The organism is Telluria sp. ZB4P37 (genome assembly GCF_059685855.1).
Genome location: NZ_JCASID010000008.1, coordinates 94,939 through 119,267, shown reverse-complemented (window position 1 = coordinate 119,267; position 24,329 = coordinate 94,939). Strand labels below are relative to the sequence as shown.

Genomic DNA, 24,329 nt, shown 5'->3' with positions numbered 1-24,329 from the left:
TTGTCACGCATCCGGAATCAACTGCGTACGTTCCCGTTCGTGCACTGGCTGGCCTGGAACATCCCGGCCAATGTCACCAGCCTGCCGGAAGGCCTGCAGGAGCAGCCGCGCCTGACCGATCCCGAAGGCGTGCTGCAGGGCCGTAACACGCGCGGCCCGATGGGCTATTTCGGGCCGAAGCCGCCGGTGGGCGACAAGCCGCACCATTACCACTTCCAGGCATATGCGCTGGACACCATGCTCAAGGTGCCGTTCGGTGCGGACCGCGACACCCTGCTGCAGGGGATGCAGGGGCATGTGATTTCCAAGGGCGAGGTGATGGGGAAGTACGGGCAAAAACAGCAGCCGCAGAAATAGGGTTCGCTGCCGAATACGCCGCGCGCGGCCAGCGAATACGCCGCTCGTAGCGGTGTGCAGTTTGTGCCCACGCGTTCAAACCGTGCATGAGCAGACGTATCGTCCATTCGGGAGCCGGTTGAACGCGTGGGCAAGGTAGTTTAGGCCAGGGCCTGAACTACAAATTGCGCACCCTACGGTGTGCGGCCGTGTCCGCGTACGTACGGACACCCCTCGCGGACAGTCCGGACACGGCTGTCCGTTTTTACTTCTCCTTCCCAATCAATGACTTAGCTTCCCCTCCTCTGCTGGCACGGATCGTGCACTAACGACCACAAACCCGTCGTTACTGGACACCCCATGATCCGCGATACATCAGAACAAGACGCCGTCCTTACCCCGGCCCCGGTCCACAAGCTCAAGCGCCGCGCGCTCTGGATAGGCGGCGCCGTCGCCATCATAGCCGTCACGGCCGCCGTCCTCGGCACTTGGAGCAGCAGCGAGCACTCCGTCAGCGAAACCCGCCTGCGCATCGCCGAAGTCACCCGCGGCACCCTGGTGCGCGACGCTTCGGTCAATGGCCGCGTGGTGGCCGCCGTCAGCCCGACCCTGTATTCCACCTCCCCCGCCACCGTCAACCTGAAGGTCGCGGCCGGCGACACCGTGAAAAAAGGCGACGTGCTGGCCGTACTGGAGTCACCCGACCTGTCCGATGAACTCAAGCGCGAAGTGTCGAGCTACGAGCAATTGAAAGCCGAAGTGGCGCGCCAGCAGATCCTGGCGCGCAAGCAGAAGCTGCTGGCCAAGCGCGAAGCCGACACTGCCGAGATCGACCGCCTGTCCGCCCAGCGCACACTGGAGCGCTACGAAAGCGTCGCGCAGGTCGGCATCATCGCCAAGATCGATTACCAGAAAGCCAAGGACGCGCTGAACTCGGCCGAAATCAAGGCGCGCCACGCGACCCAGGCCGCCAGCCTGGAAAGCGACGACGTGCAGCTGGCGCTGAAGACCAAGGTCAATGAGCTGGAACGCCAGCGCCTGTCGATGGCCAATGCCCAGCGCCGGGTCGATGAGCTGACCGTGCGCGCGCCGGTTGACGGCTTCATCGGCACCCTCAACGTCCAGAACCGCATGGTCGTCGCCGCCAACGCGCCCCTCATGACCCTGGTCGACCTGTCCAAGCTCGAAGTCGAACTCGAAGTGCCGGAATCGTACATGACCGACATTGGCCTGGGCATGAACGCCGAGATCACGCTGCCGAGCGGCAAAGCCACCGGCAAGCTCTCCGCCCTGTCACCCGAAGTCGTCAAGAACCAGGTGCTGGCGCGCGTGCGCTTCGACGGCGAGCAGCCGAAAGGACTGCGCCAGAGCCAGCGCGTGACTGCCCGCCTCCTGATCGAGGAACGCCCGAACGTGGTCATGCTGCCGCGCGGCCCTTTCGTCGAAAACGATGGCGGGCGCGTCGCCTACCGGGTGGAAGACGGGGTGGCCGTGCGCACCCCGGTTCAATTGGGCGCCACCAGCATTTCCGCCGTCGAGATCCTGTCGGGCCTGAAGGTCGGCGACAAGGTCGTCATTTCCGGCACCGATACTTTCAAGAACGCACAGCGCATCTCGATCAACCGCTGAACGCTTAACAAGACAAACAAAGGAGAATCCCATGCTGCGCATGACCAACCTGAGCAAGGTGTACCGCACCCACATGATCGAGACCCACGCGCTGCGCGGCTTCGAGATCGACGTCAAGCAGGGCGAGTTCGTCACCGTGACCGGCCCTTCCGGCTCCGGCAAGACCAGCTTCCTGAACATCGCCGGCCTGCTGGAAGAATTCAGCTCGGGCGAGTACATCCTCGACGGCGTCAACGTGAAGGGGCTGGACGACACCGCCCGCTCGCGCCTGCGCAACGAGAAGCTGGGCTTCATCTTCCAGGGCTTCAACCTGATCCCCGACCTGAATTTGTTCGACAATGTCGACGTGCCGCTGCGCTACCGCGGCTTCAACAAGACCGAGCGCAAGGAACGCATCGAGGACGCGCTGTCGAAAGTGGGCCTGGCCTCGCGCATGAAGCACTACCCGGCCGAGCTCTCCGGCGGCCAGCAGCAGCGCGTAGCGATCGCGCGCGCGCTGGCCGGTTCGCCCAAGCTGCTGCTGGCCGACGAGCCAACCGGTAACCTCGACACGCAAATGGCGCGCGGCGTGATGGAACTGCTGGAAGAGATCAACACGGCCGGCACCACCATCCTGATGGTCACCCACGACCCGGAGCTGGCCGTACGCACCACCCGCAACGTGCACATCATCGACGGCCAGGTCTCGGACCTGGTGCGCAAGGGCCCGACCCTGGTCGACAAGGCCCCGGTCTCCGCATAAGGAAAGCGCCATGTTCTCCTACTACTTCAAGCTCGGCCTGCGCAGCCTTCGCCGCAACCCAGCCCTGACCGCGCTGATGGTGCTGACCCTGGCCATCGGCGTGGCCGCCAGCGTCTCGACGCTGACCATCCTGCACATGATGTCGGGCGACCCGATCCCCGAAAAGAGCGACCGCCTGTTCGTGCCGCAGCTCGACAACGGCCCCTTGGAGGGCTGGGTGGCGAGCGATGGCCCCAACGACATGCAGATGAGCTATCCGGACGCCGCCAACCTGCTCAAGAGCGGCCGGGGCGAACGCCGCACCGCGATGTACGGCGTCGAACTGCCGGTCGAGCCGCCGCGCAGCGACATCCCGGCCTTCAATGCGCGTGGCCTGGCGCCGGGCGTCGACTTCTTCGCCATGTTCAAGGTGCCATTCCTGCACGGACAGGCGTGGACCGCGGCTGATGATGCACGCGGCGCCGACGTCGTCGTGCTGGGCCGCGAGATGGCGGAAAAACTGTTCGGCGACGCCAACCCGGTCGGCAAGCAGTTGATGATGAAAGGCTTCCCGTTCACCGTGGTGGGCGTGACCGACACCTGGGCGCCGCTGCCGCGCTACTACAAGCTGATCGGCGGCAGCCGCTTCGGCAAGGGCGAGGAATTCTTCATCCCGTTCTCGAGCGCGATCCGCCACGAGCAGGGTCACAGCGGCAGCATGAACTGCAGCGCCAACCGCGACCCAGGCTTCGCCAACCTCCTGACCTCGGAATGCACCTGGATCCAGTTCTGGTTCGAGACCCGCGCCAGCAGCGACCGCGCCGAGCTGCAATCCTTCCTCGACAACTACGCCAGCGACCAGCGCAAGCTGGGGCGCCTGAAGCGCAATGCGCCGAACAAGCTGTACAACGTGATGGAATGGATGGAAGAACTGAAAGTGGTTGGCAACGATAGCAAGCTGTCGGCCTGGCTGGCCTTCGGTTTCCTGGTGCTGTGCCTGGTGAACACCATCGGCCTGCTGCTGGCGAAGTTCTCGGTGCGCGCCGCCGAAGTCGGCATCCGCCGCGCGCTCGGCGCCTCGCGCCGCGACATCTTCCGCCAATTCCTGATCGAGACCGGCGTGGTCGGCCTGGCCGGCGGCGTGCTGGGACTGGTGCTGGCCTTCGGCGCGCTGGCCCTGATCGGCATGCAGAGCAAGGGCATGGCCTCGATTGCGCGCATGGACTGGCAGATGCTGATCCTGACCTTCATCATGTCCGTGGCCGCCGCGCTCGTTGCAGGCCTGCTGCCGACCTGGCGCGCCTGCCAGGTGACACCGGCGATCCAGCTGAAATCCCAATAAGAGCGAGAGAGAACCATCATGGAAATCCGTCCCATCCTGTCTGCGCTGATGCGCAACAAAACCGGCCCGATCCTGGTCGCCCTGCAGGTCGCGCTCAGCCTGGCGATCCTGGCCAATGCCCTGCACATCGTCAACGAGCGGCGCGAGATGGCCGCCCGTCCGTCGGGCCTCTCAGACGAAGCCGCGACCTTCTACTTCACGGTGCGTAACCTGAACAAGGACGGCCCCGAGCAGCAGCTCGCCACCATGAAGCGCGAAGCCGAGGTGTTGCGCGCGGTGCCGGGCGTGGTCTCGGTGGCCAACGTGACGCAGATGCCGATGTCGCGCGACGGCAGCACCAGCAGCGTCGCCATCGACAAGCGCCAGGACCGCGAGAGCGCCCTGGCCGGCATGTACATCTCGGGCGACTCGCTGGTCAAGACCTTCGGCCTGAAGCTGGTCGAAGGCCGCGACTTCCTGCCGGAAGACTACAAGGAAATCAACGAGAACGAGAACCGCGAACTGCCCACCACGCTGATCATCACCAAGCCGCTGGCCGACAAGCTGTGGCCGGGCCAGTCGGCAGTCGGCAAGACGCTGTACTTCGGCACCGGCGAAGACGCGCAAGGCACCCAGGTCGTCGGCGTGGTCGAGCGCCTGCAGACGGCGCATACCGAAGTGGGCGAACGCGGCGACTTCTCGGTGCAGGTTCCGGCCCGCCTGTACGGCAACCCCGGCGCGCTGTACGCGGTTCGCACCGAACCGGGCCAGCGCGACCGCGTCATCAAGGAAGCCGAAGAGGCGCTGCGCAAGTCGTCGGCCACGCCGATGATCCTGCAAACGAAAACCACCGAAGAAGACCGCAAGGACCGCTACCGCGCCGACGTGGCGTTGTCGTGGATGCTGATCACGGTGAGCGTGCTGCTCCTCCTGATTACCTGCTCGGGCATCGTCGGCATGGCCAGCCTGTGGGTCACCCAGCGGAAAAAGCAGATCGGGGTGCGCCGCGCACTGGGCGCGCGCAAGATCGACATCCTGCGCTATTTCATCACCGAGAATGTCATGATCACCAGCGCCGGCGTGTTTGGCGGCGTGCTGCTGGGCCTGAGCCTGAACCACCTGCTGGTGACGCGGCTCGAGATGGCGCGCCTGCCGGTGCACTACCTGATCGGCGGCGCGGTGGTGTTCTGGGCGCTGGGCATCCTGGCGGCCTACGGTCCGGCATGGCGGGCGGCGAGCATTTCGCCGGCCACGGCCACCCGCAGTGCCTGAGCACCTTCCGCCAATGGTATCCTTGCGCCCATGCCCACTGTACTGATCATTGACGACAACGCCGCGGTCGCGATCGCGCTCGACGTCCTGTTCTCGCTCCACGACATCGCCGCCCTGCGCGCCGGTTCGCCGGAGGAAGGACTGGACATCCTCGGGCGCGAGGCCGTGGACCTGGTGATCCAGGACATGAACTTCAGCGCCGACACCACCTCGGGCGAGGAAGGCGTGGCGCTGTTCCGCGAGATCCGCAAGCGCCACCCGGACCTGCCGGTGATCCTGCTCACCGCCTGGACCCACCTTGACGCGGCGGTGGAGCTGATCAAGGCCGGCGCGGCCGACTACCTGTCCAAGCCCTGGAACGACGAGCGCCTGATCACCACGGTGACCAACCTGATCGAACTGGGCCAGGCCAACCGCGCCTTGGGCCAGCGCCTGCAGCGCGAACGCCGCGCCAAGCGCGAACTCGAACAAGGCTTCGACCTGCGCGGGCTCATCTGGCAAGACCCGGCCACCGAACGCGTGCTGCACCTGGCCTGCCAGGTGGCGCGCTCCGACATCCCGGTCCTGATCACCGGCCCGAACGGCACCGGCAAGGAACGCATCGCCGAGATCATCCAGGCCAATTCGCAAGTGGCCGACGGCCCCTTCGTGGTGCTCAACTGCGGCGCCCTGCCCTCGGAACTGATCGAGGCCGAATTGTTCGGGGCCGACGCCGGGGCCTATACCGGCGCGTCGAAAGCGCGCGAAGGCAAGTTCGAGGCGGCCGACGGCGGCACCCTGTTCCTGGACGAGATCGGCAACCTGCCGCTGGCCGGGCAGATGAAACTGCTGCGCGTGCTGGAAACCGGGCGCTTCGAGCGCCTCGGCTCGAACCGCGAGCGCCAGGTGAAGGTGCGCGTGATCAGCGCCACCAACGCCGACCTGGGCGCGATGATCCGTGCCGGGACCTTCCGTGAAGACCTGTTCTACCGCCTGAACGTCATCGAGCTGCGCCTGCCGCCACTCGCCGCGCGCCCGGGCGACATCCTGCCGCTGGCCCTGTCCTTCTTGCGCGGGAAGACCTTGCACCCGCTGGCCGAATCCGCGCTGCTGGCCCACGCATGGCCGGGCAACGTGCGTGAACTGAAAAACGTGATGGCGCGCGCCAGCCTGCTGGCCCAGGGCGATGTCATCAAGGTGCTTGACCTGGGCCTGCCGGTGTCGGCGATGCCTGGGCTGGACGCGGAACCCGACCGCGAGGCCATCGTCCAGGCGTTGGCGCGCGCCGGCGGCGTGGTGGCGCAGGCGTCCAGCGAACTGGGGCTGTCGCGCCAGGCCCTGTACCGGCGCATGGAGCGGCTCGGCATCGCCAGGCCGGCATGAGCAAGGGGGAGCGGCTTTCGCTGGTCACACGCTGGTCGGCGCTGGTTGGCACCCTGCTGGCGCTCGGCATCCTGGTCGCGCTCGGGCTCGAGCATTTCTTCCCCGGCCACCCGGTGATGGTCTTCTTTGCCTGCCTGCTGGCGATCGTCCCGATTGCCATCATCACCATCCGCTCCCAGATCCAGCCGATCCTGTCGCTGTTCCGCGCGCTCGAGGGCACGGTGGCCAGCTACCGCGACGGCGACTTTTCGTTCAGCCTGCACTGGCCGCAGAACGACGAGCTGGCCGACCTGATTGCCGCCCACAATGATCTCGGCCATGTCCTGCGCGAGCAGCGCCTCGGGCTGGTGCAGCGCGAGCTGCTGCTCGACACCATGGTTCAGAACACGCCGGTGGCCATGCTGCTGGTGACCGACTTCGCCGCCAACGCCGGCACCATCGTCTACGCCAACCTGGCCGCGCGCAAGCTCCTGTCCGAGGGGCGCAAGCTCGAAGGCCACGGGTTGGGCAGCGTGTTAGATACCGCCGCCCCGGCCCTGAAGGAAGCGCTGGCACGCGGCGGCGACGGTTTGTTCACCGCCGGCGAGGGCGAGGACGAAGAGGTCTACCACCTGGCGCGCAGCAGCTTCACCCTCAATGGCCGGCGCCACGAACTGCTGCTGCTGCGCCACCTGACGACCGAGTTGCGGCGCCAGGAAGTGCAGACCTGGAAAAAAGTCATCCGCGTGATCAGCCATGAACTGAACAATTCGCTGGCGCCGCTGGCCTCGCTCGCGCACTCCGGCGCGGAACTGGTGCGGCGCGGCCAGACCGAGCGGCTGCCGCAGATCCTGCAGACCATCGGCGAGCGCACCCGCCACCTCGAGACCTTTATCCTGGGATATGCGCGCTTCGCCAAGCTGCCCACGCCGCGCCTGGAAGCGAGAAGCTGGGACGTCTTCGTCGACCGGCTGGCCGACCAGGTGCAGTTCCGCGTGGTGGGCGAGCTGCCGCAGGAGCCGGCCTGGATCGACGCCGCCCAGATGGAGCAGGCCCTGCTCAACCTGCTCAAGAACGCGCACGAATCGGGCTCCAGGCCGGAGGACGTCGAGCTGCAGGTGCGCCGGGTGCAGGATGCCCTGCGCATCGACGTCCTGGACCGCGGCACCGGGATGAGCGAGGCCGTGCTCACCAATGCGCTGGTGCCCTTCTACTCGACCAAGCGCAGCGGCACCGGCCTCGGGCTGGCGCTGGCGCGCGAGATCGCCGAGGCGCACGGCGGGCGCATCACGCTGGCCAACCGCGACGGCGGCGGCCTGGCCGTGACCCTGATCCTGCCGGCGCTGCCGGGAACCCAATCGTCATGAAAGGTTTATCACTATGCTGAAAATCATCGGCAAGGACAGCTCGATCAACGTGCGCAAGGTGTTGTGGACCTGCGCAGAACTCGGCTTGCCCTTCGCGCGCGAAGACTGGCACCCCGGCCATGCCGCGCTCAATCCAAATGCGCTGGTGCCGGTGCTGGTCGATGCGGACCTCGTGCTGTGGGAATCGAACACGATCTGCCGCTACCTCTGCACCCACTATGGCGACGGCGCCCTGTTGCCTGGCGACGCACGGGGCCGCGCCCGCGTCGAGCAGTGGATGGACTGGCAGGCGACCGACCTGAATACCGCCTGGCGCTATGCCTTCATGGCGCTGGTGCGCAACAGCCCTGCTTGCCAGGACCCGGCGCAGATCGCGGCCAGCATCGCGGATTGGCACCGCCACCTCGCCATCCTCGACGCGCAGCTGGGCGCGACCGGCGTCTATGCGGCGGGTAGCAGCTTCACGCTGGCCGACGTGGTGCTCGGGCTGTCGGTGAACCGCTGGATGATGACGCCGATGGACAAGCCGGACCTGCCCAATGTGGCGGCCTACTACGACCGGCTCACCGAGCGGCCGGGATTCCGTACCTACGGACGCAACGGCGTGGCCTGAGGTGTGATCCAAGCGCTCTGGTAAGATCGGCTTTCACTGCACTGCCACCGCCATGCCTCCTTCGTACGCCCGCATCGATCCCCGCTTCGCCCAGCCCGGCCACCCGCCCGCCACGATCGACGAGTTCGACGGCGTGCGCTTCCTGCATCTGGGTACCTCCTGGGTGCAGGGCGCCATGCGGCTGGCCAAGCCCGATGCGATCGAGCTGGAATACGTGCAGCTGATGATGATGTGGACGCTGTTCAAGCACGTGCCCCGCCATGTCGTGCAACTGGGCCTGGGCAGCGCGGCGCTGACCAAGTTCTGCTACACGCGTTTTCCCGATGCGCGCGTGACAGCCGCCGAGCTCAATCCCAACGTGATCGCGATCTGCCGCGCGCTGTTCGGGCTGCCGGAGAACGACGCCCGCCTGGACGTGCGCGAAACGAATGCCCTCGACTTCGTGCTCGACCCGGCCAACCATGGCCGCGCCGACGTGCTGCAGGTGGATTTATACGACCAGGAAGCGCGCGGTCCGGTGCTCGACTCGCTCGCGTTCTACCAGGGCTGCCACGACTGCCTGGCCGCCGACGGCATCATGACCGCCAATGTCTTCGGCGACGTCAACCGCTACGACACGAACCTGGCCACCATGCAGCAGGTATTCGACGCCGTGGTCTGGCTGCCCGAAGTGCACGACGCGAACATCGTCGTCCTCGCCTTCAAGGATGCGCCCCAGCTCGACTTCTCGCTGCTGTACGAGCGCGCCGCCGAACTCAAACGGCGCCTCAACCTGCCTGCCAGGCGCTGGGTCGACGGCCTGAAGGAATGGATGCACGACCACGCCTGAGGCGTGAACGGCTCAGGTTTATTGCGCGCCCAGCGCCTGCTCGGCCTTGGCCAGGTTGGCGCGGTAGCCCGCCAGGGCGTTGGCGCTCCTGCCCTGCGCTTCTGCCAATGCAATCGCCTTCATGAACTGCGCCTTGGCTTTCGCCGGGCGTCCCGTCGCCAACAGCACTTCGCCATAGCTGTCCTGCACGTTGTCGGACAGGCTGTACTTGCCGGCGTTCGCCTTCATCAGCCGCTCGGCGAGCAGGGGCTGCTTGCGTGGCCCGAGCAGTTCGTAGCCAAGGCGGTTGACGTCAGCCTCGCCGAAGCCGCTGGCCTCCAGCGCTTTTGCCACCTCGGCATCGGAACCGCCCTGCTCGAGGCGGCGCAGCAGTTCGGCCCTGGCTGCCTCGCGCATGCGCTTGAGGCGCGCACCTTCGGCTGCCGCGATCACGCCTTCAACGGCACTGACAACGAGCTGCGGCTGCTCCTGGTGGATGTTATGCCCGCTCTCGGCCGTCACGATATGGCTGCCGTTGCTGAAGCTCCTGAAGAAGCGCTCGTGCAGGCCGCGCCACACCTGCACCGCGGCCGGGGTCTCGAGGAAGAGCTGCGGCTGCTGGCGCTTCTGCACGGACGTGAGCACTGCCACCGGCACATCCGGCAGCGCACCGGCGAAAGGCAGTTTTCCGCTATCGAGCACCGCCTGCACGCTGCGCAGCTCGGCGTGAAATTTGGGCGGCATGAACTGCTCGGTCAGTTTCGTATCCTTGTCGACGCCGGCCGCATCTAGCTTGCGCAGTTCGACATTGAAAGCTTCGTCGCTCGGGTCGACGAAGACCATGCCGGCCACCCGCTCCGGGTGGCGCGTGGCGTAGCTGCGGACCAGGAAGCCTCCGTAGGAATGCCCGACCAGCACGAAGGGTGGGGTCAGCCCGGCCGCGGTGATCAGCTGTTCGAGTTCGTTGGTGCGCGCGGCGATGGTCGGTACTTCAGGGCGCGGGTCGGACTTGCCATGGCCGGCGCGCGAATAGGCCATCACCCTGGCCGAATTGGCCAGGGCTGGGGCGACGTTGCGCCACACGCCAAGATCGCGCCCGAAACCTGCTTCCAGGATGACGGTGTAGCTGCCGGTGCCCATGGTCGCTACCTGCACCTGGTAGTCGCCGACCTTGAGCGTATCCGGTGCGGGCGACGCCGCGTGGATCGTGCCGGAGAGCGCCAGCGCCAGCATGGCCGCTGCGATGCGGCCCCGGTAGGGTAATGGGTGGTGCAAGGGAATCTCCTGAAGTGGTTGTTATTCCAGCTTCATAAAGCGACAATGGCTGGTGGCCTTCATTCTACGCAGGCCCACTCGGGATCGGAACTGTAAGAACTGACAGTAGACAGGTTGGGGGGCCAGTGAGGGACGGGAAGGCGAGTGGAGAAGCGCGCACCTGGCGCGAGGACTGCATGGACAGCATGGCCCAGGCGCCGGATGCGGCCAGCCTGCACGCCATCGTTGCCGGCGCCGCGCGCGATCTCGGCTTCGATTACTGCGCCTACGGACTGCGCATGCCGCTGCCGCTGTCGACGCCGCGCACCGTCATGCTCAACAACTATCCGGGCGCCTGGCAGGCGCGCTATGCGGCCGAAGCCTACCTGGCGGTCGATCCCACCGTGGCCCACGGCGCGGTATCCCTGCTGCCCTTGCGCTGGAGCGAAAAAGTATTTGCGCCGGCGCGGCCGCTGTGGGAAGACGCGCGTGGCCACCACCTGCGGGTGGGCTGGGCCCAGGCCTCGCGTACCGCCGACGGCGCGGCCGGCATGCTGACCCTGGCCCGCTCGCACGACGAGCTCTCGGACGCCGAGCTGCACACGCGCGAAGGCAGCATGTCGTGGCTGGCCCATGCCACGCACGAGGCGATGGTGCGGCTGCACCGGCCCGTGGCTGCTCCGGTAGCTTTGAGCGCACGCGAAGCCGAAGTGCTGCGCTGGATGGCCGACGGGAAGACCTCGAACGAGGCGGCGCAGATCCTCCGCCTGTCCGAGCGGACCGTCAACTTCCACGTCAGTAATGCGATGGACAAGCTGGGCGCGGCCAACAAGACCGCCGCCGTCGTCAAGGCGGCGCTGCTCGGATTGCTCTAGGCGTTTCGTCCACTCCCCTCTTGCCGGCGTCGGCGTCGGGGTCGGCGCGTGCGCGTGCACGTGCACGTGCACCGTCATTGTGCACGGTCGCAAATCGTTCTAGCACATGCGCCCGTCCTGTTCATTTACCCCCATAAATCACGCAAATCGTTAAAAGTGTTGCGTATTGCACAGCTCACGCTTGTACTTACGGAAATATTTGTACAGAATCAAGAAGCTGTAGTTATAGGAGACACGGTTTTCGTGATGGCGTGATTTAACTCTACAAAGGGAACAAGATGGTGAATCAACCGAAGAAACGGGTATTGCTGGCAACCGCGCTGGTGTCGGCGATGGCAACGGCGTTCGCACAGGAAGCGGCGACCACGCCGGAAAAGGACATATCCACGGTCGTCGTGCTGGGTTCGCGCACGCAGGCCAAGACGGCGCTGGACACAGCGGTGCCGGTAGGCCTGATCAGCGCAAAAGACCTGCAGTCGGCCGGTTCGCTCGAACTCGGCAAGGTGCTGCAGGACTTGGACCCCTCGTTCAACTTCACGACCACGTTCATCAGCGACGGCACCGACATCATCCGCCCGGCGACCCTGCGCGGCCTCGGCCCTGACCAGCTGCTGGTGCTCGTGAACGGCAAGCGCCGCCACCAGCAGGCCCTGGTCAACGTGCAGCAGACTATCGGCCGCGGCTCGGCGGGTACCGACATCAACGCCATTCCCCTGTCCGCCATCCAGTCGATCGAGGTGCTGCGCGACGGCGCCGCCGCACAATACGGCTCGGACGCGATCGCCGGCGTGATCAACATCGTTCTCAAGAAGGGCGCCACCGATACCCTGTTCTCCGCCAGCGCCGGCACCACCAGCGAAGGCGACGGCGATACCTATACCGCCAGCGCGCACAAGGGCATCGCCCTCGGTACCGACGGCGGCTACCTGAACCTGTCGGTCGAAGGCCGCCGCCGCAACGAAACCAACCGCGCCGGCGTCGACAGCCTGCGCGTGAATCCGCCGCGCGTCACCCAGCGCATCGGCGACTCGCTGGCCAAGGACGGCTACCTGTGGCTGAACGCCGGGCTGCCGGTCGGCGGCGGCGAGCTGTATGTCTTTGGCGGCGCATCCAAGCGCACCGGCGACTCGTCGGGCTTCTTCCGCTCGGCGGGCGACGCGCGCAACGTGCCGTCGATCTACCCGAACGGCTTCCTGCCGAACATCATCACCACCGTCAAGGATGCCTCGCTCGGCGTCGGCTTCAAGCATGACCTGTCGAACGACTGGAGCGTGGACCTGAGCGTGAACCACGGCCGCAGCGAGCTCGGTTTCCACGAGCGGAACTCGATCAACGTCAGCTATTTCTACGAGAACGGCAGCTCGCCCTTGGAGGCCGACACCGGCAAGCTGAAATTCGACCAGACCACCCTGAACCTCGACTTCAAGGGTTCGGTCGATTTCGCCGGCGGCCCGCTCTACATCGGCACCGGCTTCGAATGGCGCCAGGATAACTACCAGATCGTCGCAGGCGACCCGGTGTCCTACCAGTACGGCCGCACCAACAACCCGGCTATCGTCATCCGCAACCAGTCCGGCGGCATCGCGGCCGCGGGCATCCAGGGCTTCCCGGGCTACACGCCGGGCACCGAAGTGGACGACGGCCGCCACAACACCGCCTATTACCTCGACCTGGAACGCAAGTTCGGCGACACGCTCTCGGCCGGTGCGGCGATCCGCCACGAGCGCTATTCGGACTTCGGCAACACCACCATCGGCAAGCTGAGCCTGCGCTACGACCCATCGCGCACCATTGGCCTGCGCGCCAGCGGCTCGACCGGTTTCCGCGCACCTGGCGTGCAGCAGAAGTTCTACAGCTCGGTGTCGACCAACCTGAACTCGGCCGGCGTGCTGACCGAAACCCTGACCGCGCGCGAGAACAGCGCCGTGACCCGCGCCTTCGGCATCGCACCGCTGCAGGAAGAAACGTCAAAAAGCGCCAGCGTCGGCATGATCCTGCGCCCGACCCCGAGCTTCTCGGTGACGGCCGACCTGTACCGCACCAACATCGACGACCGCATTGTCTTCTCGAGCAATATCGCACCAGAGTCGGGCGCCTGCCTGACTGCCGCGGCATGCCCGATCAAGGCGATCCTGGATCCCCTGCGCGTGGGCCAGGCCCAGTTCTTCACCAATGCGATCGACACCTCGACCACGGGCTTCGACCTGGTGGCCCAGCACACCACACGCGCCACCGATTCGACCCTGGTGCTGTCCGGCCAGCTCGGCTTCAACCGCACGAAAGTGAAGGACCGCCATTCGCAGTCGGCGGTGCTGAGCGGCACCCAGCTGTTCGACGACACGCAAGTGACGCTGATCGAGAAAGGCCAGCCGCGCCAGCACCACGTGGTGGCAGCCGACTACACGACCGGCCCATGGAACGCGACCGTGCGCGCCAACTATTTCGGCGAAGTCGAAGGCCAGGGCTTCACCCCGGGCTTCATCCAGACCTGGGAGGCGAAGTGGATCGTCGACCTGACCGCCCGCTACAACTTCAGCAAGAAGTTCAGCCTGTCGGCCGGCGTCAACAACCTGTTCGACACCTACCCGACCAAGTGGGATCCGGTCAAGGCGTCGCCTTTCCCGCAGCTGGGCTTCACCTACTGCTGGGAGACCTGCCCGTTCGGGATCAATGGCCGGTCGATGTACGCGAAAGTCGACTACGCCTTCTGATCGGCTTTTCGTAGGGTGGGCGGCTATGCCGCCACCCTACAAATTCAAGATCGTTCGCACTACCGTCGAGATCAACGGCGCTCGCGCCACCACAGCAGCAGCATCGCCAGGGAAAACACGAGCGCAAACGGCCAGGCCGGCAAGGCGCGCGCAACACCTTCCAAGGCCTTACCGGGCGTACGGGCAGCATAGCGCGCAGTAGCATCACGCCGCTGCGCCGCCTGCCACTTCGGCCAGTCACCCGGCGCGTACACGTAGACCGCGTGCGCGCCTGCCTTCGCATCCTTCACCTCCAGCCAGCCCGACTTCTCCGGCCAGACCGCCACGCAGGCCGCGTCAAGGCGCGGCGACCAGGTCCGCATCAGCTTCAAGTCCGGGAACGCTATCTCGCCCTTGACGCCGCGCGCACACAGTTCCATGCGCTGTCCCGGCAGCGGCAGCTCTTCCGGCTCCAGCCATTCGACGTTCCGAGGTTCTTCCACGCCCACGCGGTCGAGCACACCCTGCCACCACAGCGCCAGCGCCTGCGGCTCTGCGATCGCGTGGCGATGCCAGTCGCTGGCACCCAGCCAGGCGATGCGGCCCTTTTGCCAGTTGCGGGTCCAGACCAGGTTGTCCGAACCGGTCCATTCACCCGCTTCGCGCGCCGCAGGATTGAGCGGCGCCACCGGCAGCTCGAGCGGCGCGTCGATCTTCTTGCCCGCTGCCTGTGCCTGCAGCGGCAAGCCCACCGTGCGCGACCAGATCCCGGGATCGTTGGCGTTCGCGCCCAGTACCAGCAGCGGCAGGCCACCGGCGACGCGCCCCAGCAGTGCAGAACGTTCGCCGGCGCCCAGACGCTCGAACCATGCCGCATCGATCACCAGCAGGTTCGGCTCCTTCATCTCCTCCAGGGGCAGCTCGGTGCGGGTAATCGCGCGTCCCAGCACCACCTGCCAGTCGAGCAGCGCGCCGCTGCCGGCCAGCAGTTCGTTGAGCGTGCGCAGGTCGAAGGACGGCGCGCCGAAACGGCCCTGCACCTGAAGAATCGCCGGCTCCCTGATAGTCAGCGGCACCGGGCCTTCGGCGATGGTTTTCCCGGCGGCGTCGAGTAGGCGTGCCTTGAGCACCACGCGTTCGGCCAGCGGCGGCAGCCAGTTGACGGCCAGCTCGCCGGTGCCGCGTGCTTCTGCCATCACCTGGCCGTTTTCGGCGAGCAGCTGCAGGCGCGCCTCCAGCTTGTCTTCGCGCTGTACGCGCAGCGTAAAGCTGCGGCCGAGCGCCAGCTGGCGCGGATAATTCAAGCGCAGCGTGCCGCCTTCCGGGCGCTGCCATTCCAGTGGCAGCGCCGGCAAATCGTTCCACTGCGCTGCGCGCAAGCCATCGCCCTTGACAGCAAGCGCACGCACGCCATCGAGCATCGGCGCCGGGGCGGCCGGGTCGAGCGTGAACGTCCTGCCGGCATCGCCGGGCAGCCGGATGCCGGCCGCGAACAGGCCGAGGCTCGCTGCCGCAACCAGCACCAGCAGCGCATCAAGCCATTGGCGGCGCCACAGGTATAGCCCCGCGCTGGCAAGGCCTGCGACGCCAATAAGCGCCAGCATCATATTCGTGCTCATCATGAAATTCATGGCTTCGCTCCTTCACGCCAGGCGCGCACGAACGGGGTGTCGACCGTCGGACGGGCCTGCAGCAGCACCTGCCCCTGGCCCGCCGCAGTGCGCAGCCAGGCGCGCAGCACCGGGCGGCAGGCGGCGCAACCGTCGGCCACGTCCTGGATCGCGCTCTGGGCCGACAGGCGCTGGTCGTCCTCCAGGATGCGGGTACGCACCCAGTCATGCGCGGCGCGGGTCCACAGCGCCGGCAGCGGGCCATTGCCGGACAGCGCGCCTACCAGCAACTGCACGTCTTCCGGCACGCGCTTTTCCGCCGCGCCTTGCTCCCGGCGGTAGCTCGCGGTGCCATCCATGTCGCCCGACATGCGCTTTTCTTCCTTGATCGGCGGTGGCACGAAGGCGGTCTTGTGCAGGTAGATGCGCTCGGCCTGCTGCAATTCCTTGATCGCCTCCAGCGCCTTGTGCTCGGGTGCCAAGGCCACCTTCGGCGTGATCGCACGCAGCGCCTTTTCGGCATCCCACATCGCCATCAAGGCGCGGCGCAGCACCTTCTTGGTGTCTTCGTCGTACAGGGTCGCGTTCTCGGCTTCGTCGTGGGCATGGCCGTACTGGTGCAGGATGTCCTGCTTGCCTTCTTCCGCGCCGTGGTCGTCGTCGCCATCGCCATCGGCAAACAGCGAGGATTCCTCGCCCAGGAACTGGCCGTAGCGGCGGCGCAGCGCGCCCTGGTCGGCGGCGATCTTCTGGCTGCGCTCGAGCACCGCATCCTTGCTCATCTTGGTGCTGCGCATGTCGGCCACCAGCTGCTCGGTATCGATGATGATCTGGCGCTGGCTGCGCAGGCTCTGCGGCTTGACCAGCATCGGCATGGCGGCGCTCTCCTCTTCCGCTGTTTCGGGCGGCGCCGGCAGGCGCAGCGTATAGGTCGGCGATTGCACGGTATGCGGGCGTCCGGCGTTATCGAGCGCGCGCACGAAGAAATACAGCTCGTCGCCCGGCTCCATGCCCAGCTCGGCCAGCGACCAGGCCTTTGACCAGTTGCGCCGCTTCGGATCGGGCGAGGCGGGGATGGGCATCTCGCGGTCGGTGAAGCGGATATTCTCGCCGCTGCCGCGCGCCAGCGTCATGTGCAAGGTGGCGCCCCGGACCTGGTAGTCGTCGCTCACTTTCACGCCCATCGCGGCGCTGGTGGCCGTCTCCGATAATTCCTGCACCATCTGCATTGGCGCGGTGATCGTGATCTCCGGCGGAGCATCCGGCGTGACCTTGACCGTGTAGCGCTTGCCGCGCCAGCGCCAGAACACCGATTCGGTCGCGGTCCAGCGCGCGCACTCTCTACCTGGCTTGAGCACCTGGCCGTTACTCACCTCGATCGTCTCTTGCGGCGTCGTATCGTCCTTCAGGCACCAGGTGATGACGGTCTGCTCGGGCACCAGCAGGTCGCGCGGAGCGGATTCGATGGCTTTCACGCCGGTGTACGACGGCGGTGCGGTGCGCACCACCAGCTGGCCGGTGCTTGCGGCGGCGATCGCTGCCGGCGCCTTGCCTGGCGTAGCGATGGGGGCTTGCGGTGCCGCGCCTGAAAACCAGACGGCGGCGGCGAGCGCCAGGCTGGCCAGCAGCCAGGGCACGCCCGCCTTCACGCGGCTGCGCGCGATACGGCGCAGTTGCTGGCCGCTGACGCTGGCGTCCAGCCGGTCCAACAGGCGGCGGCGCTGGAGCTGGGCGACTGGCGTGGCCGCATGCTCGAGCAGCGCGCTGCTGTCTTCCATTTCCGGCACGGCGCCATCGAGCCAGCCCGTCCACGCATAGCCGACCTGGCGACGCAGGATGGCCCAGTCCCAGGAACACCACGCGATCCAGGCGATCAGGCCCGGCGCCGAGCGGATGAACAGCCATGGCAGGGCCCCGGCGATCCAGAGCGGCAGCCGGCGCAGCTGGGCGGCGCGCCAGATGCGCCGGACAATCTCAGCGCCTTCTTGCATGCGTCACGATCCTTTCGAGTACGAACAAGGCCACCAGCGTGGCCATCAGGATGTCGCGCAGCGCGCCGCTCGCCTCCACTACCCGCGCTGCCGGCGAAGGGGCGAACACGCGCGAGGGCATGGTGTAGGCAGGCGGCCCGGCATGCAGGCGCTGCCAGTCTTCCAGCAGCGTGCGTGCGGCATCAAGCGTCTTCGGCGGCCAGGCCGCGGAATGCCAGAGGCGTCCGCGCGGACTGTCCGTGTAATGCAGGCCGTCCAGCTGCGGCGCAGTGCGCAATGCGGGGAAGGTAGCGGTATTGGCAACGAGCCAGAGCGGCGCGCGTAGCGATGGTGGCGGTGCGTCAACACGGTCCCAGACGATCAAGCCGGTCCTGGCGCCCGGCGCCGCGTCGACGATCACGCCGCCGGCGGCGAACACCCGGCGCCACTGCTCCGGGCGCTCGCTGGCGATGAACACGTGGCGCGCGGCCTGTTCCGCCGGCCGCACCAATGAGCGCACTTCGATCCTGCGCCTGAATTCCGGGCTCAAGGCCGGCATTGGAATATCGCCCAGCACCAGCAGGCGCGCCTCGGGACGCCACTCGCGCTCGTGCGTGCGCAGCCAGCCAATGACGTGCGCCGCAGGCAGGGAGACGCGGTCAGCCTCAAGCAGCCCGGCCTGCCCCACCTGGCGCGCGGCCCAAGCCGCGTCGGTGCCTGTTGCAACGATGACCGTATCGCCGCGCCAGGGCATGACCGGATCGGCCAGCCAGGCAATCGCGCAGGCCAGCAGCAGGCAGCGCACCAGCAGGAGGAACAAATCGTTCCAGCGCCATGCGCGCGTCTGGCGCGGCTCGGCGCGCGGCAGGAAGCGCGCGGTGGCGAGCAGCTCGGCCTTGTGCTGCTCGCGCTTGCGCCGGTGCCACCAGACCGGCAGCAGCAGGATGGGCAGCGCCAGCCACCAGAGCGCGTTCATGGGCGGCTTCCTGGCCTGCGCAGCCACAGGCGCAGCACCTCGCCCGGCGGCTGCTCGATGCGCGCCGCCACCAGCGGAATGTCGCTCTTGCGGCACTGCGCCGTCACCTGGGCAAAGTGCTGTTCGCGGTTGCGTCGATAGCCTTCCTTCAGGTCGGCGCCGAAGCGGAACACGCCGCTACCCTGTTCCGGGTCGCGGTAGGCGGGCGTGGACGAAAAACTGGCATCGACTTCGGCCTGGGTCTGCAGGCAAAGTACGCGCACGTCGTGGCGCATGCCGCGCAGGCGCAGCAAGGCCTGGGACAGCGGCGACGGCCAGTCTAGCAGGTCGCTGGCCGCGAAGATCACGCTGGGAGATAGTGCAAAATGCAGGCTGGCGCGCAGGGTGTCGGCATCGGGCAAGTCGCCCGCGCCTTGCACGCGGCTGAGCTGCAGCAGGATGCGCTGCAGGTGGCGCGGGCCGCGCAGGGCAGGCGTGAACTGCACTTTTTCTTCGTTCAGGATGACCAGGCCGAAGGCATCGCCCTGGCGCTGCGCGATGGCCGCCACGCAGCCGAGCAAGGTGCGCGCATAGGCCAGCTTGTCGACGCCTTCCACATCGCGGCTGGGCTCGAGCATCGAGGCGCTGGCGTCCAGCACCAGCCAGACCGCCACGTGGCTGTCGCGCTCCGCCTCGCGTACGAAATAACGGTCGGCGCGCGCCAGCAGCTTCCAGTCGACCCGGCGCCACTCGTCCCCGGGCGCATAGGCCCGGTATTCAGAGAATTCGACGCCCGCCCCGCGTTCGCGCCCGGCATGGATGCCGTGCCCCAAGCCCGCCAGCACATGGCGGATCACAAGGTCGAGGTTCTGCGTGTGCGCGATCAGCGCGGTCTTCGCCAGCGACAAGATTAATCGATCCGGATCTCGTTGCGCAGCGCGTGCAGGATGTCGGCAACGGCAACGCCGTCGGCTTCCGCCTCGAAGTTGCGCAGCACGCGGTGGGCCAGCACCGGCAGAAGCATGGCCTGGATATCATCGCGCGTGACGGCGAGGCGGCCCTGCATCAGGGCGCGCGCTTTCGAGGCCAGCACCAGCGCCTGTCCGGCGCGCGGGCCGGCGCCCCAGCCGACGTGCTGCTTGACTGCGGCCACCGTTGTCTCCGACGGACGGGTTGCGCGGACCAGGCGCGTTGCATAGCGCAGCAGGTGCTCGCCGATCTCGATGTCGCGCACCAACTGCTGCAGGCGCAGCAGGGTTTCCACCGTCATGGCCGGCTCGGCATCCATCAGGCCAGCATGGGTGGTGCGCGAGACCATCATGACTTCTTCATCTTCGGTCGGGTAGACCACGTCGATGCGCAGCAGGAAGCGGTCGAGCTGCGCTTCCGGCAGCGGATAGGTGCCGGCCTGCTCGATCGGGTTTTGCGTGGCCAGCACGAAGAAGGGACGCGGCAGCTTGTGCGTGGTGCCCGCAAAAGTAACGGCGCGCTCCTGCATCGCTTCCAGCAGCGCCGACTGGGTCTTGGGCGGCGCGCGGTTGATCTCGTCCGCCAGCAGCACCTGGGTGAACACGGGGCCCTGCTGGAAGCGGAACACGCGCCGGCGCGTCGTGGTGTCTTCTTCCAGGATCTCGGTGCCGACGATATCGGACGGCATCAGGTCCGGCGTGAACTGCACGCGGCGGAACTGCATGTCGGTGGCCTGGGCCAGCGACTTGACCAGCAGGGTCTTGCCCAGCCCCGGCACACCTTCGACCAGGGCGTGCCCGCCCGCCAGCAGGCAGGTCACCAGCAAGTCGACCACATTCTCCTGGCCGATGATCACACGCGCCATGCTCTCTTTCAGCGCGCCCACTGCCGCCGTCAGGCTGGCGATTTCCGCCTCGTTCCACTCCACTGCATTACGTTCCGACACGCTTCAAGCCCCCAACGCATATTGAATGATATTGACCGCGAAACGGGTGTTGTCGACCGCGAGGAACCGCTTGTTGCGGAAATCGTAGTCCCACTCGCATCCGTAGTCCTTGTTCGAGTACAGCAAGCGCACGCGCCCGCCGAATTCGATCGCCTTCAGGTATTCATGCACCAGGTCGTCGCCCCAGCCATTGAGTTCGCCCCCGGTGGTCGGCGGCCCGTCGAACTTGAAGAAGCACGAATACAGCGGATGCGTATTCGGGATCTTCTTCAACGCCGAGGCACCGAAGATCTTCACCATCTCGGCCTCGAACGACTTGGCGAACAGGCCGTCGATGTCGTGGTTGCAGTCGTCCACGAACACGAAACCGCCGCCGCGCACGTAACGTTCCAGGTTGCGCCGCTCCGCCGGGGTGAACTGCACCAGCTTGTGCCCCGCGAAATAGCAGAACGGCGCCTGCAGCATCTTCGGATCCGACAGCGCGACCATGCGCTCTGCCGGATCCACCCGCAAGGTGGTGTACTCGACCAGCGAGTTCAGCACGTTGCTGGGCGTACGGATGTCCACATCCCAGTCGCCCGACTCATACATCAGGCGCGTGAAGTAGAAGTCGTACGTTGCCATCGACCTTAGACCGCGTCGGACAGCGAAGTGAAGTTGAAGTCGCGGACCTTCATCGGCGGCAGCACCATCTGGAACGGCGCCTCGTCGCCACCGATGACTTCCGGCTTGCCCAGTTCATCGATGTTATTGAGGATGGTGACCGGGCTCTCGTTGAAGCGGAAATTCTTCACCGGGTGCTTGATCTTGCCGTTCTCGACGTAGAAGGTGCCGTCGCGGGTCAGGCCCGTGATGAGCAGCGATTGCGGATCGACCATGCGGATATACCAGGTGCGGGTGACGACAATGCCCTTCTTGGTACCGGCGACCAGCTCTTCCAGCGACTTGGTGCCGCCGGCCATGATCATGTTGCCGTGGCTGGCCGTGGCCTGGTTGCCGGTCTTCTGCGCCCAGTACGGCGAATAGCCGAGCGAAGCGATGCGGCCGTTCTTGACGATGTCGGTGCGCTTGCGGGCGATCATGGTGTTGTTGTCCCATGGCGCGACCGGCACGTCCGGGTTCCATGGGTCGGCCCAGATGTTCACCTGTTCGTCGAACAGCTTCTCGCCCAGGCGGTTGCCGCCGCCCTTCTTGGCCAGGAAGCTGCGGCCTTCGTCGGCGGCGCGTGCGCCGAGAGAGCTGAACATGTTACCCAGGATTTCCGAGGTCGCCGCCGGTTCCAGGATGACGGTGTAGCGGCCCGGCTCCAGTGCCTTGGCGTCGATCGAGCGCAGCGCCTTGTCGATCGCGATGTCGGCCGCTTCGCGCGCGTTGAAGCGGCGCGCGTCGACAGCCGAGCGGGTCACCCAGCCCGAACCGCGGCCGTCTTCGGTGCGCGCGGTGCAGGTGAAGGAGAGGTCGGTGAATTCCTGGAAGCCGAACACGCCCTTCGAGTTGGCGATACAGGCGAAGCTGCTGTTATCGGTGAAGAAGCCGGCGGTCACCAGCTTCTTGGCGCGCGCAGCGCCGATGGCGGCCGCGGCCACTTCGGCGCGGTAGTCCGGGTCGATGCCGGCGGTCGACGACATGAAGGTCTTGGTGGTGAGGTAGTCCTGCTTGCTCACGGCCGGGACGAACTCCGGGTTTTCCGGCGCCAGGCGCGCCAGCTCTTCGGCGCGGCGCACGGCCTTTTCCAGCGACTTGTCGTCGAATTCGTTGATCACGGCGGTACCCACGCGCTTGCCGAAAGCGACGCGCACGGCCAGCTGCATGTCTTCGGTCAGGCCCGCGGTCGACACGCTGTTGCGCGCGAAGCGGATGTTGCCGGTGCGGTTGCCCTCGATCGACACGTTGCACTCGTCGGCCTTCGAGAAAGCGATCACGCGGTCGGTAATGCGTTTGGCTTGTTCCTGGTTCAGCTGTTTCATAGTGTCTCCTCTTAACCGATCTTGCGTGCGGTGTTGATGACGTTGATGCCGTTGAAGCGGGAGGTAGCAGAGCCGTGCGACACCGCGCTGACCTGGCTCGGCTGGCCTTTGCCGTCGAAGAACGAGCCGCCCATGCGCCAGTCGCGCTCGTCGCAGATGGCCGAGCAGGCGTTCCAGAACTCCTGGGTGTTGGTCTGGTAAGCCACGTCTTCCAGCGGGCCGGCGATCTTGCCGTTCTTGATCTCGTAGAACAGCGTGCCGCCGAACTGGGAGTTGTAGCGCTGTTGGTCGATCGAGTAGGAGCCGCGGCCCAGGATGTAGATGCCCTTCTTGACGTCCTTGACCATCTCGTCCGGCGTCAAGCGCGCCTTGCCCGGTTCGAGCGACACGTTCGGCATGCGCTGGAACTGGATGGTGCTCCAGCTGTCGGCGTAGGAACAGCCGTGCGATTCCTTCTCGCCGATGATGTGGGCCTGGTCGCGCGTGGCCTGGTAGTTCACCAGGATGCCGTTGCGGATGATGTCCCACTTCTTGGCGCGCACGCCTTCGTCGTCGTAGCCGATCAGGCCCAGCGAACCCGGGGTGGTGCGGTCCGCCACAAAATTCACGCGCTCGGAGCCGTACTTGAACTTCTTCGATTCCCACTTGTCCAGGCCGACGAAGCTGGTGCCGGCGTAGTTGGCTTCGTAGCCGAGCACGCGGTCCAGTTCCGTCGGGTGGCCGACGTTCTCGTGGATGGTCAGGAACAGGTGTTCAGGGCTCAGCACCAGGTCGTACTTGCCCGGCTCGACCGACTTGGCCGACAGCTTCTCGCGCGCCTGCTTGCCGGCCAGGCGCGCATCTTCGACGATGTCGTAGGAGTTGGTGTACAGCGTGGTCACGCCGCCGGCAGCCCGCACCTTGTCGCTGGCTTTCGCGTCGAAGTACTCGTAGCCCATCGACACCGGCGAGCTCAGTCCCGCGCGCGAGCGGAACTTACCGCTGGCTTTGTCGACGGCGGTCGCATTGATCGGGGCCCACAGGCGGTGGATGTCCTGGTCGATGTAGGAGCCGTCGGTCGAAGCGAAGTATTTCTGCTGGTTGATCTGGAAGAGCGAGGCGGTCATGAAGCTCGCGCCCGCATCCATGCCGGCCTTGTTGGCGGCGATCAGCATGTCGGCCTTTTCCTTGACCGGAATGCCGCGCCAGTCTTTCTTGAGCGGCGTGGCCCAGGCCACTTCGCCCACGCCCTTGACAGGCGCCAGGCGTACCGGCTCGGTTTGCAGCTTGGCGTTGGCCCTGGCAATCGCCACGGCCTGGCGCGCTGCGTTGGCAATGCCGTCCGGGCTCATGTCATTGGTCGAGGCGAAACCGTAGGCGCCATTGGCGATCACGCGCACGCCGACGCCGCTCGATTCGGTATTGCTGATGTTCTCGACGTTCAGGTCGCGCGTGATGATGAACTGGTTCAGGTAGCGCCCGATGCGCACGTCGCAGTAGGACGCGCCGGCCTTGGTGGCGGCGTTCAATGCGGTGTCGGCCAGGACTTTCTTGACGCTGGCCGCCATCGGGTTCATGAGCTCATCGGCGGCGATGGCATTGCCAAAGACCGGGATGAGCATGGCCCCGGCAGTGCCGGCGCCGATGTGGAGGAATTTGCGGCGTTCCATGATGTCTTTCAGTTAGCGTTTAACCCGTGTGCAAGC

General features: G+C 66.3%; 20 protein-coding genes. 11 read left to right on the top strand and 9 right to left on the bottom strand.

Features of this window, described 5'->3' with window-relative positions:
* The 9 genes from AC56K1_RS14375 (at position 1) to AC56K1_RS14335 (ending at position 9,429) form a co-directional block, all read left to right on the top strand.
* A complete protein-coding gene (locus AC56K1_RS14375) occupies positions 1-357 on the top strand; it encodes a YbhB/YbcL family Raf kinase inhibitor-like protein (protein ID WP_497158509.1) in 357 nt (118 codons plus the stop codon).
* 339 nt (positions 358-696) lie between these two features.
* Positions 697-1,965, top strand: coding sequence for an efflux RND transporter periplasmic adaptor subunit (locus AC56K1_RS14370; RefSeq protein WP_497158508.1), 1,269 nt, complete (start codon positions 697-699; stop codon positions 1,963-1,965).
* Between the two features lie 31 nt (positions 1,966-1,996).
* Positions 1,997-2,707, top strand: coding sequence for an ABC transporter ATP-binding protein (locus AC56K1_RS14365; protein ID WP_497158507.1), 711 nt, complete (start codon positions 1,997-1,999; stop codon positions 2,705-2,707).
* A 10-nt stretch (positions 2,708-2,717) separates the two neighbouring features.
* The gene (locus tag AC56K1_RS14360) at positions 2,718-4,028 is read left to right on the top strand and encodes an ABC transporter permease (protein WP_497158506.1); all 1,311 of its coding nucleotides are present in this window, start codon (positions 2,718-2,720) and stop codon (positions 4,026-4,028) included.
* A gap of 18 nt (positions 4,029-4,046) precedes the next feature.
* Positions 4,047-5,279 (top strand): ABC transporter permease, encoded by a 1,233-nt coding sequence (locus tag AC56K1_RS14355; protein ID WP_497158505.1) that lies wholly within the window; start codon positions 4,047-4,049, stop codon positions 5,277-5,279.
* A gap of 30 nt (positions 5,280-5,309) precedes the next feature.
* On the top strand, positions 5,310-6,641 hold the full coding sequence (locus AC56K1_RS14350) for a sigma-54-dependent transcriptional regulator (protein ID WP_497158504.1): 1,332 nt from the start codon (positions 5,310-5,312) through the stop codon (positions 6,639-6,641).
* The gene (locus tag AC56K1_RS14345; RefSeq protein ID WP_497158503.1) at positions 6,638-7,987 is read left to right on the top strand and encodes a sensor histidine kinase; all 1,350 of its coding nucleotides are present in this window, start codon (positions 6,638-6,640) and stop codon (positions 7,985-7,987) included. The genes AC56K1_RS14350 and AC56K1_RS14345 overlap by 4 nt, the downstream gene beginning before the upstream one ends.
* Positions 7,988-8,000: 13 nt before the next feature.
* Positions 8,001-8,600, top strand: coding sequence for a glutathione S-transferase family protein (locus AC56K1_RS14340; RefSeq protein ID WP_497158502.1), 600 nt, complete (start codon positions 8,001-8,003; stop codon positions 8,598-8,600).
* A 52-nt stretch (positions 8,601-8,652) separates the two neighbouring features.
* On the top strand, positions 8,653-9,429 hold the full coding sequence (locus AC56K1_RS14335) for a spermine/spermidine synthase domain-containing protein (RefSeq protein ID WP_497158501.1): 777 nt from the start codon (positions 8,653-8,655) through the stop codon (positions 9,427-9,429).
* Between the two features lie 18 nt (positions 9,430-9,447).
* Here AC56K1_RS14335 and AC56K1_RS14330 read toward each other — a convergent pair whose 3' ends face one another.
* On the bottom strand, positions 9,448-10,683 hold the full coding sequence (locus AC56K1_RS14330) for an alpha/beta fold hydrolase (RefSeq protein ID WP_497158500.1): 1,236 nt from the start codon (positions 10,681-10,683) through the stop codon (positions 9,448-9,450).
* Between the two features lie 176 nt (positions 10,684-10,859).
* Here AC56K1_RS14330 and AC56K1_RS14325 point away from each other — a divergent pair, with 176 nt between their 5' ends.
* A complete protein-coding gene (locus tag AC56K1_RS14325) occupies positions 10,860-11,537 on the top strand; it encodes an autoinducer binding domain-containing protein (RefSeq protein ID WP_497158499.1) in 678 nt (225 codons plus the stop codon).
* 278 nt (positions 11,538-11,815) lie between these two features.
* On the top strand, positions 11,816-14,248 hold the full coding sequence (locus AC56K1_RS14320; protein WP_497158498.1) for a TonB-dependent receptor plug domain-containing protein: 2,433 nt from the start codon (positions 11,816-11,818) through the stop codon (positions 14,246-14,248).
* A 71-nt stretch (positions 14,249-14,319) separates the two neighbouring features.
* Here AC56K1_RS14320 and AC56K1_RS14315 read toward each other — a convergent pair whose 3' ends face one another.
* From AC56K1_RS14315 to AC56K1_RS14280, 8 genes are read right to left on the bottom strand one after another with little or no spacing between them, the layout of a single operon-like run.
* On the bottom strand, positions 14,320-15,858 hold the full coding sequence (locus AC56K1_RS14315; RefSeq protein WP_497158497.1) for a hypothetical protein: 1,539 nt from the start codon (positions 15,856-15,858) through the stop codon (positions 14,320-14,322).
* Positions 15,855-17,828, bottom strand: a complete 1,974-nt coding sequence (locus tag AC56K1_RS14310; protein WP_497158496.1) for a hypothetical protein — start codon at positions 17,826-17,828, stop codon at positions 15,855-15,857. Before AC56K1_RS14310 ends, AC56K1_RS14315 begins: the two co-directional genes overlap by 4 nt.
* Complete coding sequence (locus AC56K1_RS14305) at positions 17,812-18,783, bottom strand: BatA domain-containing protein (protein ID WP_497158495.1); 972 nt, start codon at positions 18,781-18,783, stop codon at positions 17,812-17,814. Before AC56K1_RS14305 ends, AC56K1_RS14310 begins: the two co-directional genes overlap by 17 nt.
* Complete coding sequence (locus AC56K1_RS14300) at positions 18,780-19,670, bottom strand: DUF58 domain-containing protein (RefSeq protein WP_497158494.1); 891 nt, start codon at positions 19,668-19,670, stop codon at positions 18,780-18,782. Before AC56K1_RS14300 ends, AC56K1_RS14305 begins: the two co-directional genes overlap by 4 nt.
* A gap of 2 nt (positions 19,671-19,672) precedes the next feature.
* Complete coding sequence (locus AC56K1_RS14295; RefSeq protein WP_497158493.1) at positions 19,673-20,677, bottom strand: AAA family ATPase; 1,005 nt, start codon at positions 20,675-20,677, stop codon at positions 19,673-19,675.
* A 3-nt stretch (positions 20,678-20,680) separates the two neighbouring features.
* Positions 20,681-21,301: a DUF4159 domain-containing protein gene (locus AC56K1_RS14290; protein WP_497158492.1), complete on the bottom strand. Its 621-nt coding sequence runs from the start codon at positions 21,299-21,301 to the stop codon at positions 20,681-20,683.
* Between the two features lie 5 nt (positions 21,302-21,306).
* Entirely contained in the window at positions 21,307-22,644 is a 1,338-nt protein-coding gene (locus tag AC56K1_RS14285) for a TldD/PmbA family protein (protein ID WP_497158491.1), read from the bottom strand.
* 11 nt (positions 22,645-22,655) lie between these two features.
* Complete coding sequence (locus AC56K1_RS14280; RefSeq protein ID WP_497158490.1) at positions 22,656-24,293, bottom strand: TldD/PmbA family protein; 1,638 nt, start codon at positions 24,291-24,293, stop codon at positions 22,656-22,658.
* Positions 24,294-24,329: the final 36 nt, after the last annotated feature.

Coding starts and splice junctions, on each gene's coding strand:
- AC56K1_RS14370 (WP_497158508.1), top strand. CDS start 697: ATGATCCGCGATACATCAGAACAAGACGCCGTCCTTACCCCGGCCCCG.
- AC56K1_RS14340 (WP_497158502.1), top strand. CDS start 8,001: ATGCTGAAAATCATCGGCAAGGACAGCTCGATCAACGTGCGCAAGGTG.
- AC56K1_RS14325 (WP_497158499.1), top strand. CDS start 10,860: ATGGACAGCATGGCCCAGGCGCCGGATGCGGCCAGCCTGCACGCCATC.
- AC56K1_RS14285 (WP_497158491.1), bottom strand. CDS start 22,644: ATGAAACAGCTGAACCAGGAACAAGCCAAACGCATTACCGACCGCGTG.
- AC56K1_RS14355 (WP_497158505.1), top strand. CDS start 4,047: ATGGAAATCCGTCCCATCCTGTCTGCGCTGATGCGCAACAAAACCGGC.
- AC56K1_RS14280 (WP_497158490.1), bottom strand. CDS start 24,293: ATGGAACGCCGCAAATTCCTCCACATCGGCGCCGGCACTGCCGGGGCC.
- AC56K1_RS14320 (WP_497158498.1), top strand. CDS start 11,816: ATGGTGAATCAACCGAAGAAACGGGTATTGCTGGCAACCGCGCTGGTG.
- AC56K1_RS14360 (WP_497158506.1), top strand. CDS start 2,718: ATGTTCTCCTACTACTTCAAGCTCGGCCTGCGCAGCCTTCGCCGCAAC.
- AC56K1_RS14315 (WP_497158497.1), bottom strand. CDS start 15,858: ATGAATTTCATGATGAGCACGAATATGATGCTGGCGCTTATTGGCGTC.
- AC56K1_RS14335 (WP_497158501.1), top strand. CDS start 8,653: ATGCCTCCTTCGTACGCCCGCATCGATCCCCGCTTCGCCCAGCCCGGC.
- AC56K1_RS14350 (WP_497158504.1), top strand. CDS start 5,310: ATGCCCACTGTACTGATCATTGACGACAACGCCGCGGTCGCGATCGCG.
- AC56K1_RS14305 (WP_497158495.1), bottom strand. CDS start 18,783: ATGAACGCGCTCTGGTGGCTGGCGCTGCCCATCCTGCTGCTGCCGGTC.
- AC56K1_RS14310 (WP_497158496.1), bottom strand. CDS start 17,828: ATGCAAGAAGGCGCTGAGATTGTCCGGCGCATCTGGCGCGCCGCCCAG.
- AC56K1_RS14365 (WP_497158507.1), top strand. CDS start 1,997: ATGCTGCGCATGACCAACCTGAGCAAGGTGTACCGCACCCACATGATC.
- AC56K1_RS14345 (WP_497158503.1), top strand. CDS start 6,638: ATGAGCAAGGGGGAGCGGCTTTCGCTGGTCACACGCTGGTCGGCGCTG.
- AC56K1_RS14290 (WP_497158492.1), bottom strand. CDS start 21,301: ATGGCAACGTACGACTTCTACTTCACGCGCCTGATGTATGAGTCGGGC.